General features: G+C 68.8%; 17 protein-coding genes, 1 tRNA gene and 1 pseudogene. 17 read left to right on the top strand and 2 right to left on the bottom strand.

The features are described 5' to 3' along the window. Positions 1-141: pseudogene (gene tuf / locus VEA62_RS06565) on the top strand (elongation factor Tu); the annotation flags it as partial. 148 nt (positions 142-289) lie between these two features. On the opposite strand, the gene VEA62_RS06570 reads toward tuf, so the two are convergent. Next, complete coding sequence (locus tag VEA62_RS06570) at positions 290-1,585, bottom strand: NAD(P)/FAD-dependent oxidoreductase (protein WP_324819826.1); 1,296 nt, start codon at positions 1,583-1,585, stop codon at positions 290-292. A 174-nt stretch (positions 1,586-1,759) separates the two neighbouring features. Here VEA62_RS06570 and VEA62_RS06575 point away from each other — a divergent pair, with 174 nt between their 5' ends. The 13 genes from VEA62_RS06575 (at position 1,760) to VEA62_RS06635 (ending at position 9,602) form a co-directional block, all read left to right on the top strand. Further along, positions 1,760-1,891 carry a hypothetical protein gene (locus tag VEA62_RS06575; protein WP_324819828.1) on the top strand — a complete coding sequence of 44 codons (132 nt, stop codon included), beginning with the start codon at positions 1,760-1,762 and terminating at the stop codon, positions 1,889-1,891. A 94-nt stretch (positions 1,892-1,985) separates the two neighbouring features. Then, positions 1,986-3,320 carry a hemolysin family protein gene (locus VEA62_RS06580; RefSeq protein ID WP_324819830.1) on the top strand — a complete coding sequence of 445 codons (1,335 nt, stop codon included), beginning with the start codon at positions 1,986-1,988 and terminating at the stop codon, positions 3,318-3,320. 91 nt (positions 3,321-3,411) lie between these two features. After that, a tRNA-Trp gene (locus VEA62_RS06585) sits at positions 3,412-3,487 on the top strand. A gap of 70 nt (positions 3,488-3,557) precedes the next feature. Continuing rightward, positions 3,558-3,842 (top strand): preprotein translocase subunit SecE, encoded by a 285-nt coding sequence (secE, locus tag VEA62_RS06590; RefSeq protein WP_324819832.1) that lies wholly within the window; start codon positions 3,558-3,560, stop codon positions 3,840-3,842. An 11-nt stretch (positions 3,843-3,853) separates the two neighbouring features. Then, the gene (gene nusG, locus VEA62_RS06595; protein ID WP_324819834.1) at positions 3,854-4,435 is read left to right on the top strand and encodes a transcription termination/antitermination protein NusG; all 582 of its coding nucleotides are present in this window, start codon (positions 3,854-3,856) and stop codon (positions 4,433-4,435) included. Positions 4,436-4,445: 10 nt separating this feature from the next. Beyond that, on the top strand, positions 4,446-4,892 hold the full coding sequence (locus VEA62_RS06600; RefSeq protein WP_324819836.1) for a T6SS immunity protein Tdi1 domain-containing protein: 447 nt from the start codon (positions 4,446-4,448) through the stop codon (positions 4,890-4,892). Between the two features lie 150 nt (positions 4,893-5,042). Then, positions 5,043-5,474, top strand: coding sequence for a 50S ribosomal protein L11 (rplK, locus tag VEA62_RS06605; protein WP_324777633.1), 432 nt, complete (start codon positions 5,043-5,045; stop codon positions 5,472-5,474). 4 nt (positions 5,475-5,478) lie between these two features. Further along, positions 5,479-6,168, top strand: coding sequence for a 50S ribosomal protein L1 (rplA, locus tag VEA62_RS06610; protein WP_324819838.1), 690 nt, complete (start codon positions 5,479-5,481; stop codon positions 6,166-6,168). 109 nt (positions 6,169-6,277) lie between these two features. Continuing rightward, the gene (locus VEA62_RS06615) at positions 6,278-6,781 is read left to right on the top strand and encodes a DUF2059 domain-containing protein (protein WP_324819840.1); all 504 of its coding nucleotides are present in this window, start codon (positions 6,278-6,280) and stop codon (positions 6,779-6,781) included. Positions 6,782-6,872: 91 nt separating this feature from the next. Further along, positions 6,873-7,529: a DUF47 domain-containing protein gene (locus VEA62_RS06620; RefSeq protein WP_324819842.1), complete on the top strand. Its 657-nt coding sequence runs from the start codon at positions 6,873-6,875 to the stop codon at positions 7,527-7,529. Between the two features lie 9 nt (positions 7,530-7,538). Further along, positions 7,539-8,540, top strand: a complete 1,002-nt coding sequence (locus tag VEA62_RS06625; RefSeq protein ID WP_324819844.1) for an inorganic phosphate transporter — start codon at positions 7,539-7,541, stop codon at positions 8,538-8,540. Next, entirely contained in the window at positions 8,540-8,974 is a 435-nt protein-coding gene (locus tag VEA62_RS06630) for an NUDIX hydrolase (protein WP_324819846.1), read from the top strand. Before VEA62_RS06625 ends, VEA62_RS06630 begins: the two co-directional genes overlap by 1 nt. Before the next feature lie 55 nt (positions 8,975-9,029). Continuing rightward, a complete protein-coding gene (locus VEA62_RS06635; protein ID WP_324819848.1) occupies positions 9,030-9,602 on the top strand; it encodes a DUF2059 domain-containing protein in 573 nt (190 codons plus the stop codon). Positions 9,603-9,613: 11 nt separating this feature from the next. Here the strand turns inward: VEA62_RS06635 and VEA62_RS06640 are convergent, their stop codons facing one another. Then, positions 9,614-10,084, bottom strand: a complete 471-nt coding sequence (locus VEA62_RS06640; RefSeq protein WP_324819850.1) for a DUF1203 domain-containing protein — start codon at positions 10,082-10,084, stop codon at positions 9,614-9,616. Between the two features lie 99 nt (positions 10,085-10,183). Here VEA62_RS06640 and VEA62_RS06645 point away from each other — a divergent pair, with 99 nt between their 5' ends. The 3 genes from VEA62_RS06645 (at position 10,184) to VEA62_RS06655 (ending at position 13,717) form a co-directional block, all read left to right on the top strand. Further along, on the top strand, positions 10,184-11,986 hold the full coding sequence (locus VEA62_RS06645; RefSeq protein WP_324819852.1) for a M3 family oligoendopeptidase: 1,803 nt from the start codon (positions 10,184-10,186) through the stop codon (positions 11,984-11,986). A 37-nt stretch (positions 11,987-12,023) separates the two neighbouring features. Continuing rightward, positions 12,024-13,367: a serine hydrolase gene (locus tag VEA62_RS06650; protein WP_324819854.1), complete on the top strand. Its 1,344-nt coding sequence runs from the start codon at positions 12,024-12,026 to the stop codon at positions 13,365-13,367. 92 nt (positions 13,368-13,459) lie between these two features. After that, positions 13,460-13,717, top strand: coding sequence for an aa3-type cytochrome c oxidase subunit IV (locus VEA62_RS06655; RefSeq protein WP_324819856.1), 258 nt, complete (start codon positions 13,460-13,462; stop codon positions 13,715-13,717). Positions 13,718-13,769 lie beyond the last annotated feature (52 nt).

The following is a 13,769-nucleotide window of genomic DNA, read 5'->3' on the forward strand; positions in this document are numbered from 1 at the left end:
GAGATGATCATGCCCGGCGACAACGCCGAGCTGAACGTCGAGCTGATCACCCCGATCGCCATGGAAGAGAAGCTCCGCTTCGCCATCCGCGAAGGCGGCCGCACGGTCGGCGCCGGCGTGGTCTCCAAGATCACCGAGTAATCAACCCGGTGCGCTGACGCTCGCGACGCGGTCGCTCGCTCCTTGGGCGCGCCTTCGGGCCTCAAGCCGCGAGCCTCCGCGAGGCGAGCACAGGCCGACAAGACAAGGCGGCCCCCGGAGGACACTCCGGGGGCCGTTTTGCTGCGCCTCAGGCCAGAACGGCGCGGACGGCCCGCGCCGCCGCCTCGCCCGAGCGGTAGGCGCCGCCGCAGGTCTGGATCAGGCCGCCGGCGAGGGCCTCGCCGGCGAAGAAGATGCGGTCGCCGACCGGGCGGGCCAGCGCCTCCCGCGCGGCGTAGCGGCCCGGGCTGGCGGCGGCGTAGGCGCCGCGCGTCCATGGATTGGAGGCCCAGGGCGTCAGCCCGCCCCTGACCACGGCGGCGGCGGCGTTCGAGCCGAACATCTCGACCAGCCCCTGGGTGGCGAAATCGATGGCCGCCGCCTCGCCCGCCGCGGACAGCTCCCAGCCCAGGTCGCCGCCGACGAAACCGACCATCAGGTCCGTGGCGAAGGGAAAGCTGAGGAAATACAGGTCGCGCCGTCCGCGCCGGGCCAGCAGGACGTCGGTGAAGGGCTCCAGGCCGAAGCGCTGGCCGCGGATCTGCAGCGGAATCTTGGCCAGCATGCCCATGGGGATGTCGGCGATGGCGTCCCGGGTGGCGACCGGCAGGTCGGGGGTGAAGCGGATCGCGCCCGAGGCCAGCACGCCCGTCGAGGCGGTGACGATGACGGCGCGGGCGTGGATCGAGCCGGCGTCGGTCTCGACCGTCGCGCCGGGACCGTCCCAGCGGACATGGCGGACGGGCGTGTTCAGCCGCACCGGCAGGCCCCGGCCGCGATGGGCCACGATGGCCCCGAAACCCTGCGCGCAGAGGAGGTTGGGGGCGAGGTCGTCGGCGTTGGCGTAGTCGAAGGTCGACAGCTCGTCGAGGTCGACGGCCATGTCGAGCGCGCCGAGATAGTCTCCGGCCGCCTCGTCCACCGGGGCGGCGAGGTCGACGACGGTGGAGGCGGCGACGTCGGCGGGGGCGCCGGCTATGGCCTCGCTCATCGCCTCTTCAGCGGCGTTGACCAGATGGGCCGGCGCGGGGCGGGGCCCGAGCCAGACCTTCTCGAGGTCGTATTCGTGGGCCCGCAGGGTGAAGCCCTGGGCGCGGGCGTAGTCGGCGTACGGATTGTCGTCGGCCTTGTGCAGCCAGGCGCAGCCGACGTCGAAGGGCGAGCCGAAGGTGGCGGTGTCGGTGAAGGCCCGGCCGCCGATACGGTCCATCGCCTCGAGCACCACGACGTCGAGGCCGGCGGCCCGCGCCGTCAGGGCGGCGGCGATGCCGGCCGACCCGGCGCCGATCACCACCACGTCCGGCTCGGAGACCGCGCGCGCGCCGCAGCCGCTCACGGCGGCGGCGCCGAAACCGGCGAGCAGGCTGCGTCGGGTCAGTCTCACCGGCCCCTCCCTCTCCGGACCGCAGGATGCGCCCCGCGGCCGGTGCGTCAAGCGGCGAGGTTCGCCTGTCAGGGGCGCGGCGCGGTTAACCCGCAACCGCGGGGCGCAGCCCGTTGCCTGCAACCCGAAAGCGGTCCCTACGTTCGGATCACGGATGTTAGGGATTGAGTAACCATGCGGCGCGCGCTCCGGACCGGCCTGTTCATCGGCACACTGATCGGGATGTCGGCCTGCGCCGCCCTCGGGCCTGACGACGGCGCGACGCCCGGGCCCTACGGCGGCGTCGAGGCGGGCCGCACGCGCTGACCGCGAAGGAAATCGTGGCGGAGGGGGCAATTCCCCCCTATCATTCGCCGCGCGGACGCCGACTGTCGCGCCGCGCCGGTCTCGCTCCCCCTAGATGTTAGCCATCGCCATCGCCGTCGTACTGCTGCTCGTGGTGCTGAACGGCCTGTTCTCCATGACCGAACTCGCGGTCGTCTCCTCCCGAAAATCCAAGCTGCAGAGCCGCGCCGAACGCGGCGACCGCGGGGCCCGGGCGGCGCTGAAGCTGGCCGAGGAGCCGACGCATTTCCTGTCGGCCGTGCAGGTCGGCATCACCCTGATCGGCATCGCCGCGGGCGCCTATGGCCAGGCGTCGATCGCCGGCGAGCTGACCCGGATCTTCAATGACGCATTTCCGGCGCTCGGCCACTGGAACCAGGTCATTTCGACCACCCTGGTCATCATCTTCATCACCTACATCTCGGTGATCATCGGCGAACTGGTGCCCAAGCGGCTGGCGCTGATCTTCCCCGAGCCCATCGCCTCCAAGATGGCGGCCCCGATCTCGACCGTGGCCACGGTGCTCAAGCCTTTCGTGGTGGTGCTGACGGTATCGACCTCGGCCATCCTCAAGGTCATGGGCGTCAAGGACCGCGACGGTTCGGATGTCACCCAGGAAGAGGTCGAGACCATGATCGCCGAGGGCACGGCCTCGGGCCTGATCGAGCCCGAGGAGCAGGAGATGATCGAGGAGATCCTGCGCCTCGGCGACCGGCCGATCCGGGTGGCCATGACGCCGCGTCACGAGGTGTTCTGGATCGCCCTCGACGACAGCGAGGAGCAGCTGCGCCAGGAGATCCGCACCTGCCCCTATTCGCGCATCGTGGTGGCGCGCGAGAACGACGTCGATAATCCGCTGGGCGTGGTCCACAAGAAGGACCTGCTGGACAGCCTGCTGGACAATGGCGAGTTCAACGTCGAGCGGCTGGTGCAGACGCCGGCCTTCATCCCGCAGTCGACCTCGGTGCTGAAGGCGCTGGAGATACTGAAGGCGTCCAAGGTCCACATGGCCTTCCTGGTCGACGAGTTCGGCGCCTTCGAGGGCGTGGTGACGGCGACCGACCTGCTGGAGATGATCGCCGGCGACTTCGACGAGGGCCACGACGAGGAAGAGGCCTATATCCGCCAGCGCGAGGACGGCAGCTGGATGGTCGACGGCCAGGCCGACATCGAGGAACTGGCCGACGCCCTGGGCGAGGATTTCGGCGAGGCCGAGGGTTTCCACACCGTCGCCGGCCTGGTGCTGCACCAGCTGTCGCGGGTCCCGGACGAGGGCGAGATCCTGCAGCTTGGCCGATTCGAGGTCGAGATCATCGACATGGACGACCGGCGCATCGACAAGCTGCTGTTCCGCCAGGTGATCAGGCGCGAGGACGAGGCGAGCGCCGTGGCCGCCCACCACGAGGATTGACCGTTCCGCCCTTGAAAACCCCGGCGGCGTGGGGCATACGCCCCGGTCTGGCGATCACATCCGTCCTTCGGGGCGTGCTGTCGTTTGCTCCAGGAGTTTAGCTCAGCTGGTAGAGCACCGGTCTCCAAAACCGGGGGTCGTGGGTTCGAGTCCCCCAACTCCTGCCATTTCCCCTGTCGCCGCCGGATGGGAGCCCCTATCTGGGGGCGGCAGGAACAATTCTTTGACGGATCAATGATGGCCAAGGCCAAGACTCCCGGGCGCCGCCCGCAGACCGCCCAGCCCGCGATCGCCGGGGCCGCCGTCGCGGCCGACGCGCCGAAGAAGCCGCGCGTCTCGGTCCCGCAGTTCCTGAGCCAGGTCCGCGCCGAAGGCCGCAAGATCGTTTGGCCGAGCCGCAAGGAGACCTGGATCACCTCGGTGATGGTCTTCATCATGGTCGTGCTGGCCTCCACGTTCTTCTTCCTGGTGGACACCGGCCTGGCCTTCGCCTCGCGCTTCATCCTGGCCATCGGCCAGTAAGAGACCCGCCCATGACTGACGCCGCTCCCGCTCCGAAGCCCGCCGCCAATCCGCGCCACAAGTGGTACATCGTCCACGCCTATTCGAACTTCGAGAAGAAGGTCGCCCAGCACCTGCAGGACCAGGCGCGCCAGCAGGGGCTGGAGGACTGTTTCTCTGAAATCCTCGTGCCGACCGAGGACGTGGTCGAGATCCGCCGCGGCCGGAAGGTGAACTCCGAGCGCAAATTCTTCCCCGGCTATGTGCTGGTGAAGATGGAGATGACCGACGACGCCTATCACCTGGTCAAGAACACGCCGAAGGTCACGGGCTTCCTCGGCGCCGCCGGCGGCACCAAGCCGCTGCCGGTCTCGGAGCGTGAGGTCCAGAACATCATCGGCGCCGTGGAAGAGGGCGTCGAACGTCCGAAGCCCACCATCCGCTTCGACATCGGCGAGACCGTCAAGGTCATCGACGGCCCGTTCGCCAGCTTCGACGGCCAGGTCGAGAGCGTCGACGAGGACAACGCCCGCCTGCGCGTGGCCGTGTCCATCTTCGGCCGCCCGACCCCGGTGGATCTGGAATACAGCCAGGTCGAGAAGAGCGCTTCCTAGGGCCAGATCGGTGACCTTGCTCGAAGCCGTTCGCGACCATTGGGCGTGGAAAGGCTTCGACCCGGTCGAGGTACTGGGCTTCAACGCCTTCGGGAATCTGCTGGTCCGATCGTCGTCAGACCAGGTCTGGCGCATCATCCCTGAAGAACTCGAAGCGTTTCCGCTCGCGGAAACGCTGGCCGACTACGAGACGGTCCGCTCCCACCCTGCGTTTGAGAGGGATTGGGCGATGACGGCCCTTTTGGACCTGGCCCGGTCCGCGCTCGGGCCGCTATCGGGCGGACAATCATACTGTCTGAAGGTGCCCGCCGTGTTCGGCGGCGCGTATGACGACTCCAATCTGGCGATAATCGACAGCGTGGAATTGATCCGGTCTACAGGGACGACAGCTCAACAGATCGATCATCTGCCGGACGGGACGAAGGTCAGGTTGAGAGCCGTCGACCAGGCTCGCTGACGTTTGCTTTTCGGCCCGGTATCCGCTACACGCGCGCCTCGCTCTGAGGGGCGGTGCGGGTTCGCCCGCATAAATCCGTGGGAGGCAGCCATGCCACGACCACGGCTCACCGGTCGCGATTGAGTTCGGGACCACTGTAAGGAGAGACCAATGGCCAAGAAGATTCTCGGCTACATCAAGCTGCAGGTGCCGGCCGGCAACGCCACGCCGTCGCCCCCGATCGGCCCGGCCCTGGGTCAGCGCGGCGTCAACATCATGGGCTTCGTCAAGGAGTTCAACGCGCGCACCGAGAAGGAAGTGAAGGGCACGCCCCTGCCGACGGTGATCACCGTCTATCAGGACAAGAGCTTCACCTTCGTCACCAAGACCCCGCCGGCCACCCACTACATCAAGCAGGCGGCCGGCATCACCTCGGGCTCGAAGATGACGGGCCGCGAAGTGGCCGGCAAGATCACGCGCGGCCAGCTGCGCGAGATCGCCGAAAAGAAGATGAAGGATCTGAACGCCAACGACCTGGACGCGGCGACCAAGATCATCGAAGGCTCGGCTCGCGCCATGGGCCTCAACGTCGTGGAGGGCTAAGCACATGGCCAAGCAAACCAAGCGCTTCAAGGCCCGCACCGGCGACGTCACCACGCCGCTGCCGTTCACCGACGCCATCGCGGCGGTGAAGTCCAACGCCTCGGCCAAGTTCGACGAGTCGATCGAGATCGCCGTCAACCTGGGCGTCGACCCGCGTCACGCCGACCAGCAGGTCCGCGGCGTGGTCAACCTGCCGTCGGGCACGGGCCGTGACGTCCGCGTCGCCGTCTTCGCCAAGGACGCCAAGGCCGCCGAGGCCCTCGCGGCCGGCGCCGACGTCGTGGGCGCCGAGGATCTGTACGAGAAGATCAACGGCGGCTTCATGGACTTCGACCGCGTCATCGCGTCGCCGGACATGATGGCCCTGGTCGGCCGTCTGGGTAAGGTGCTGGGCCCGCGCGGCCTGATGCCGAACCCCAAGGTCGGCACCGTGACCCCGAACGTCGCGCAAGCGGTCAAGGACGCCAAGGGCGGCGCGGTCGAGTTCCGCGTCGAGAAGGCCGGCATCGCCCACGGCGGCATCGGCAAGGCCTCCTTCACCCAGGAAGCCCTCGAAGCCAACGTGAAGGCCTATGTCGACGCGCTCAGCAAGGCCCGTCCGGCCGGCGCCAAGGGCACCTACATCAAGCGCATCACCCTGTCCTCGACGATGGGACCGGGCTTCAAGGTCGATCCGGCGTCGCTGAACGTCTGACGGTCTGAACATCGAAACGACGGCGGCGGCGGAGAGCGATCTCCGCCGCCGTTTTCGTTTGCGCCCGCGGATTCCGGCGGCGAGGATGGGAAATCGGAGGGGAAGGGTCATGCGGGTTCTCGCCATCATCGCCGCCGTGCTCGCCGTTTCGGCGGCGCCGGCGGCCGCCCAGGAGGCGCCGGACGCCGCCCGCCAGGCCCAGCTGCAGCGGGCTGACCGCTATCTGGAGCTCGCCCAGGGCTCCGGAATGGCGAAGGTGGTGCGCGAGCAGCTGGACGAATTCTACGGCGACGGCTCCATTCCGGACGACCAGCGCGCCTGGCTGACCGAAGCCATGGTCGACATGTACGAGGACGTCATGGATGTGGTCGTCGCCGAAATGCGCGACGACGTGGCCGACCAGTTCACGGCCGGCGAGCTGGACGCCCTGATCGCCTTCTACGACACGCCGATCGGGCGCTCGATCATCAGCAAGGAAGCCGAGATCGGCCTGTCCATGGAGCAGGCGATGATGCCGCATCTGACGGAACGCATGGCCGCCGTGGGCGAGAAATTCTGCCTGCGCTTCGACTGTTCCGCGGCCGGGGAGACGGCGCGGAAAGGGTTTCGCTGACCTCCATCAGAACCGTCCGCCCCCTGACGGGTTGACGCACCCGTGTGGACGCGGGAGTGACCGCTCACGGAATTCTGCGGGAGATTCGCCGATGCTGGGCTGGTTTCAGGCGCTGCTGCCCAAGGAAGACAATTTCTTCCGCCTGTTCGACGCCCATGCGGCGACGCTGGTCAGGGGCGCCGACGCCCTGCGCAACGCGCTGGAGGGTGGGGACGAGACGCCGCACTGGTGCCAGAAGATCGTCGATCACGAGCACGAGGCGGACGAGGTCGCCCGCGAGGTGCTGTTCGCCGTGCGGCGCAGCTTCATCACCCCGTTCGACCGGTCCGACATCCGCGGCCTGACCAACTCGCTCGACGACACGGTCGACCAGATGCAGAAGACCGCCAAGGTCATCACCCTGTACGAAATTCGCACCTTCGAGCCGCATATGCGCCAGTTGGCGGACATCGCGGTCCAGGCCGGCGCCCTGACGGTGGAAGCGGTCGGCCTGTTGCCGACCATGCGCAAGAACCACGCCCGCCTCAACGAACTGACCGAGCGGATCGCCCGGCTGGAGAGCCAGAGCGACGACCTCTACGACGACGGCATGAAGGCGCTGTACACCGCCCACAAGGGCCGCAACGGCGACGGAGACGCTCTCGCCTTCGTAATCGGCGCCAAGGTCTACGAGCATCTCGAGAAGGTCGTCGACCGCTTCGAGGATGTGGCCAACCGCATCAACGGCGTCCTGGTCGAGCATCTGTAGGGGGCGACGATGGACGCCGCCCTCCTGATCCTGATCTTCCTGATCGGCGTCGCCCTGCTGTTCGACTTCCTGAACGGCCTGCACGACGCCGCCAATTCGATCGCCACCATCGTGGCGACCCGCGTCCTGCCGCCGATGTATGCCGTGGGCTGGGCCGCCTTCTTCAACTTCATCGCCTTTCTGTTCTTCGGGCTGCACGTCGCCGACACCATCGGGAAGGGGATCATCGACCCGGCGATCATCTCGGACCAGGTGATCTTCGGCGCCCTGATGGGGGCGATCAGCTGGAACGTCATCACCTGGCTGGCCGGCATTCCGTCGTCGAGCTCCCATGCCCTGATCGGCGGTTTGCTGGGCGCGGGAGTGGCCAAGGCCGGGACGGGGGCCATCGTCGTGGCCGGGGTGACCAAGACCGTCAGCGCCATCTTCCTGTCGCCGGCCGTGGGCTTCAGCCTGGCCCTCGTGCTGGTCCTGATCGTGTCTTGGACCTTTGTGAAGGTGAATCCGTCGACGGCGGACAGGGTGTTCCGGCGGGCGCAGTTCGTCTCGGCCTCGGCCTATTCGCTTGGGCATGGCGGCAACGACGCGCAGAAGACCATGGGCATCATCGCCGTGCTGCTGTTCTCGCGCGCGCCGGCGGGCACGGAGTTCGGCGTGCCGTTCTGGGTTGTCATCACCTGCCAGGCGGCGATCGCGCTGGGCACCCTGTTCGGCGGCTGGCGCATCGTCCACACCATGGGCTCGAGGATCACGCGGCTTAGCCCGCAGCAGGGCTTCTGCGCCGAGACGGGCGGGGCGATCACCCTGTTCATGGCCACCGGCATGGGCATTCCGGTCTCGACCACCCACACCATCACCGGGGCCATCGTCGGCGTCGGCGCGGCGCGGCGGGCCTCGGCGGTGCGCTGGGGCGTCGCGCGCAGCATCGTGACCGCCTGGTTCATCACCATGCCCGCCGCCGCCGCCATCGGCGCCCTGTTCTTCTGGATCGGCGGAGCTTTCCTGACCTGATGGCCCAGCCCCCCGCCCGCGACGAACAGGCCGAACGGCGGCAGGTCGCGGCCCTGCCCTGGCGGTGTGGCCCCGACGGTGTCGAGATACTGCTCGTCACCTCGCGCGAGACGCGGCGCTGGGTCACGCCCAAGGGCGGCCGCATGTCCGGAAAGACGGATGCCGAGGCCGCCGCGCAGGAGGCGCTGGAAGAGGCCGGGATCGAGGGCGTGGTCGATGACCGGCCGCTGGGGACCTTCCGCTATCTGAAGGTGCTGAAGCGCCGCGCGCCGCGCTGGTGCGTGGTCACGGTCTACGGGCTGGAGGTGACCGCCGAGCTTCCCGACTGGCAGGAGCGTGACGAGCGCGAGCGCGTCTGGGTGTCGCGCGACGAGGCGGTCCGGCGAGTCGACGAGCCCGACCTGAAGGCCCTGATCTCGAACTTCGCCCCATAGCGCGCTTGTCTTCGCCCGCGTCGTCGCAGACTATGGGGCGAGACGGGGGGCGGCCATGCGCTTGAAGATTGTATTTGCAACTGCGGCTCTGCTGGGCGCCGTACTGACGGGTCCGGCCGCATGGGCTCAGGATGGGCAGCAGCCGGCCGCCGCCGCGCCCTCGGCGCGCCAGCTGGAACTGACCCGCAGATACATCAATCTGACGATGACGGAGCAGTTCGAGGACTCGCTTCGGCAGGTGATCATGGCCCAGGCCGAGATCGATCCGAACGCCCGCAGCCTGCCCGACGCCGACCGGCGCTTCATCGCCGAACTGGCGGCCGAACTGACCACCGACATGATCCCGCAGATGCTCGAGGCCATGGTGCCGATCTACGCCCGCACCTTCACCGAGGCCGAGCTCGAGGCCATGATCGCCTTCTACGACAGCGAGATGGGCAAGAGCATCATCGAGAAAACGATGACCGTCATGCCCGAGGCCAATGCGGCGGCGATGACCGTAATGCCGCAGTTGATGGACAAGATGGCCGCGCGGATGTGCCAGCACTACGGCTGCGACGCCGCCGAGCTGCAGGCCATGCAGGGCGCCATCCGCGGCGAAATCCCGGTGGCTCCCACACGCAAGTAGCGCCTTTGGGATCAGCCGCGTCCGGCGGCGGCCATGAAGCACCCCCTGCGGGCCGTGTGCAGGTGGATCAGCGCCACGGCGGGGTCGGCGAACCAGACCTCGAGACGGCCGGCCAGATCGCGACCCTCGACCACGTCGGCGTCGGTCATCATCCAGTCGGCGTCATAGGCCCTGATGGACAGCAGGCGGCGGCCAAGCATGTCGGGAACCTCGTCGAGCTCGGGTGCGGCGACGGCGGCCGTCTCGCGCACGAAGATCGGCCCCTCGGAGCGATAGGGGCTGTCCGGCGCGTCGAGGTGGCGGTGGTTGAGCAGGATCAGCCGCTCGCCCGGTGCGGCGTCGGCGAGGCTGACCCGGCATGGCGCGGCGTGCGGCGCGTCGGCGATCATGCGGCGGGCGCCGATCGCCAGCAGGGCGTCGTCGTCCATCCTGAACAGCGGCTGGAACGGCGACAGGGGCAGGCCATGGATGCGAAAGCTCATGCGGTGTCTCCTTCCTCGCCGATGTGACAGGCGCGGCGGTGAGCGTCTGGCGGCTTTCGGGCGTTGCGTCGGACCGGCCGCATCCCCACAAGGAAAGCCATGAACGCGCCCTTCAAGACCCCCGCCGAACCCGCCGAGGCTCCCGTCTGGGACCTGACCGACCTGTACGCCTCGAGGGAGGATCCCCGCATCGAGGCCGATCTCGAACGCGCCCGGACCCTGGTGGGCGAACTCAACGCCCTGCAGGGCCGCCTGGTCGAGGCGCGGGCGGACGCCGCGACGCTGGGCGAGCGGCTTCAGCGGGCGGTGAACCTGTACGAACAGGCCTCCGACCTGCTGGGCGCGCTGGGGGCCTACGCCTTCCTCGCCGCTTCCACCGACCGCAACGACGCGGGCGCCCAGGGCTTTGAGGCCACGGTGCGCGAGAAGATCACCGCCATCGCCACGCCCACCGTCTGGGTGACGCTGGAGATCAACCAGCTGGAGGAGGGCGAGATCGAGGCGGCGCTGACGGCCCGGCCCGCCGCCGCGCGCTGGCGTCCGTGGCTGCGCCGGGTGCGGGCGATGAAGCCGCACGAGCTCAGCCACGAGCTGGAGACCTTCCTTGCCGAGCGCGGCCCGATCAGCGCCCAGTGGCCGCGCCTGTTCGACGAGACCCTTGCGGCGATGAGGGTCAGGGCCGGCAAGGACGAACTGACCCTGGCCGAGGCGCTGAACCGGCTGTCGGACCCGAGGGCGGCGCGGCGCAAGGCGGCGGCCGAGGGGCTGAACGAGGCGCTCGGCGCGCGGGTGCAGACCATGGCCCTGGTGCTCAACACCGTGGCCGCCGACAAGGCGCTGGAGGATAAGTGGCGCGGGTTCAAACGACCCGCCGACAGCCGCCATCTGGCCAATGAGGTGGACGGCGACGCCGTCGACGCCATGGCCGAGGCGGTGGCCGCGGCCTATCCGCGGCTGTCGCACCGGTATTATGCGCTCAAGGCCCGGGCCATGGGCAAGCCGAAGCTGGACCAGTGGGACCGCAACGCGCCGATCGAGACCAGCGCACCGCGCGGCTACGACTGGGCGCAGGGGCGCGAACTGGTGCTGGAGAGCTTCGGCGACCTTGGCGGCGAGTTCGCCGACCGCGCGCGGGGCTTCTTCGAGCGGCCGTGGATCGACGGCCGGGCCCGGCCGGGGAAACAGTCGGGGGCATACGCGCATCCGGTGACCTCGGACCGCCACCCCTATGTGTTCCTGAACTGGATGGGCGAGCGGCGCGACGTGCTGACCCTGGCGCACGAACTGGGGCATGGCGTGCATCAGACGCTGGCGGCGGGGCAGGGCAGCCTGTTGGCCGACACGCCGCTGACCCTGGCCGAGACGGCGTCGATCTTCGCCGAGGGCCTGACCTTCGACCGGCTGCTGAAGACCGCGCCCAGGGCGGAGCAGCGCGGTCTGCTGGCGGGGCGCATCGAGGACGGGCTGAACACAGTGATCCGCCAGATCGCCTTCCATCGTTTCGAGACGCGGTTCCATGACGAGCGGGCGGCGGGGGAGCTGCCGGTCGGGCGGATCGGCGAGATCTGGATGGAGGAGATGGGCGGGTCGCTGGGCCCGGCGGTGACGCTGAACCCGGGCTATGAGCACTGGTGGAGCTATGTCAGCCATTTCGTCCACTCGCCCTTCTACGTCTACGCCTACGCTTTCGGGGACCTGCTGGTCGCGGCGCTGATGGAGACGCGGGCCAAGGACCCGGCGGGCTTCACGCCGCTGTATCGCGAGCTGCTCGCGGGCGGCGGGTCGAAGGGCTATGTCGAGGCGCTGGCGCCGTTCGGGCTGAACCCGCGCGATCCGGCCTTCTGGACCATCGGCACGAAGCGGCTGGAAGGCTTGATCGACCGGTTCGAGGCGCTGGTCTGAGTTGACGGTGGCGCGCGGGCGGGCGAGCGTTCCGGCCATGCGCACCCTGATCCTCGCCGCCGCCGTCGCCGCCCTCGCCGGGCCGTCCTTCGCCCAGACGCCGCCGGCGCAGCCGACGCCCGCCACGCGCGCCATGGCGGCGGGCTACAAGGCGCTGATGGTGTGCGGGGCGCTGAACAACGCCGAAGCGGCGGGCGGTGGGCGCACGGTGGAGAGCGTCGAGGCCAATGAACTGCTCGGTGTCTACCCGGAGATCGACGGGCTGGTGCGCGAGATGCCGGTGGAAGTGGCGCCCACGCGGGTTTCGGTCGGCTGGGACGAGGCGATGCCGCCCCGGACAGCCCTGTACAGCGCGGGACGGGGTTGCCAGATCATGCCAGTCGGCTGGCGTTCGATCAGCGTCGGGCTGCCCCCGCAGCCTGCGGCGGAGAACCGGAACGACTTGCTTCCGAGACCGGTCGATGGCGATGCCGCCGCCCTGTCGCAGGCGGTCGATGGCGCATTGGCGGACCGCTACGGCGAAGGTGTGAACACAACCGCCGTCGTCGTCCTGCAGAACGGCGGACTGATTGCAGAGGCCTATGCGAGAGGCTTCAACGTCGATACGCCGCAACGAACCTGGTCGGTGGCCAAGTCGCTGGCGGGGACGATCATCGGCGCGGCGGTCCAGCGCGGCGAGGTGGACGTCAACGCGCCCGCCGCAATCGCCGACTGGGGCCGCGAGGGCGATCCGCGCGGCGCCATCACCCTCGACAATCTGATGCGCATGGCTTCGGGCCTGACCAGCGACACGGCGGGCAATCGCACCGACGCCTTGTATTTCGGCGGGGTCGGGGTGGATGAGCAGGCCACGACATGGCCGCTGATCGCGCCGCCGGGGAGCCGCTACCGCTACGCCAATAATGACACCCTGCTGGCGGTGCTGAGCATCGCGCCGACCTTCCGGCTTCACCCGCCGTCCGAACTTTTTGGCCGTCTGGGCATGAGCGACACGGTCGCCGAGACCGACTGGCGCGGCAACTATGTGCTGTCCAGCCAGGTGTGGTCGACCGCCCGGGATCTGGCTCGCTTCGGGCAGCTGTACGTCGACGACGGCGTCTTGAACGGCGAGCGCATCCTGCCCGAGGGCTGGCGGGACTACGTTTCCCGTCCCTCCGGGCCGCAGCCCAGCGGCGAGCAGGGCTATGGCGCGACCTTCTGGCTGTTCGACAAGTCGGATGGCATCCCAGCGGACGCCATCTCGGCCAACGGCAACCGCGGCCAGTATGTGATCATCGTGCCCAGCCGGAATATCGTCATCGTCCGGCGCGGCGAGGATCCGGCCGGCAAGCGGTTTGACCACATAGCCTTCACCCGGGACGTGCTGGCGGCGCTGGACTGAGCCGCCGGCGCGAATTGTCGCCGCCCGCTTGAGCGCGCGCGCCGCGCCGCTATAAGGGCGCCAACGTCTCTCGCAGATTCCCGGACCCGACCATGGCCGACCCGCACCACGCCTCCGACGCGCACGACGACTACGTTCGCGGCTCGCAGCAGATCGACGAGCAGTCGGCGACGTTCACGCTGTTCATCAACCTGGCCAAATGGGGCTCGCTGCTGACGGCGGCGACGCTCTCCTTCCTGGTCCTGTGGTTCCAGCCGGGCGGCAGCTTTATCGGCGGCGCGATCGCGGCGCTCGTGCTGCTGGTGGCCGGCGGACTTTATCTCCGGTCGGGCAAGAAGAAGTCCCACTGAACATCCTTCCCTTCTCCCTGGGGGAGAAGGATACGGCGCTTTGACGGGCCGT

The organism is Brevundimonas sp. (genome assembly GCF_035627475.1).
In the GTDB taxonomy this organism is placed as follows: domain Bacteria; phylum Pseudomonadota; class Alphaproteobacteria; order Caulobacterales; family Caulobacteraceae; genus Brevundimonas.

Coding starts and splice junctions, on each gene's coding strand:
- VEA62_RS06575 (WP_324819828.1), top strand. CDS start 1,760: ATGCGGCGCGCGCTCCGGACCGGCCTGTTCATCGGCACACTGATCGGG.
- VEA62_RS06580 (WP_324819830.1), top strand. CDS start 1,986: ATGTTAGCCATCGCCATCGCCGTCGTACTGCTGCTCGTGGTGCTGAAC.
- secE (WP_324819832.1), top strand. CDS start 3,558: ATGGCCAAGGCCAAGACTCCCGGGCGCCGCCCGCAGACCGCCCAGCCC.
- nusG (WP_324819834.1), top strand. CDS start 3,854: ATGACTGACGCCGCTCCCGCTCCGAAGCCCGCCGCCAATCCGCGCCAC.
- rplK (WP_324777633.1), top strand. CDS start 5,043: ATGGCCAAGAAGATTCTCGGCTACATCAAGCTGCAGGTGCCGGCCGGC.
- rplA (WP_324819838.1), top strand. CDS start 5,479: ATGGCCAAGCAAACCAAGCGCTTCAAGGCCCGCACCGGCGACGTCACC.
- VEA62_RS06615 (WP_324819840.1), top strand. CDS start 6,278: ATGCGGGTTCTCGCCATCATCGCCGCCGTGCTCGCCGTTTCGGCGGCG.
- VEA62_RS06620 (WP_324819842.1), top strand. CDS start 6,873: ATGCTGGGCTGGTTTCAGGCGCTGCTGCCCAAGGAAGACAATTTCTTC.
- VEA62_RS06625 (WP_324819844.1), top strand. CDS start 7,539: ATGGACGCCGCCCTCCTGATCCTGATCTTCCTGATCGGCGTCGCCCTG.
- VEA62_RS06630 (WP_324819846.1), top strand. CDS start 8,540: ATGGCCCAGCCCCCCGCCCGCGACGAACAGGCCGAACGGCGGCAGGTC.
- VEA62_RS06635 (WP_324819848.1), top strand. CDS start 9,030: ATGCGCTTGAAGATTGTATTTGCAACTGCGGCTCTGCTGGGCGCCGTA.
- VEA62_RS06640 (WP_324819850.1), bottom strand. CDS start 10,084: ATGAGCTTTCGCATCCATGGCCTGCCCCTGTCGCCGTTCCAGCCGCTG.
- VEA62_RS06645 (WP_324819852.1), top strand. CDS start 10,184: ATGAACGCGCCCTTCAAGACCCCCGCCGAACCCGCCGAGGCTCCCGTC.
- VEA62_RS06650 (WP_324819854.1), top strand. CDS start 12,024: ATGCGCACCCTGATCCTCGCCGCCGCCGTCGCCGCCCTCGCCGGGCCG.
- VEA62_RS06655 (WP_324819856.1), top strand. CDS start 13,460: ATGGCCGACCCGCACCACGCCTCCGACGCGCACGACGACTACGTTCGC.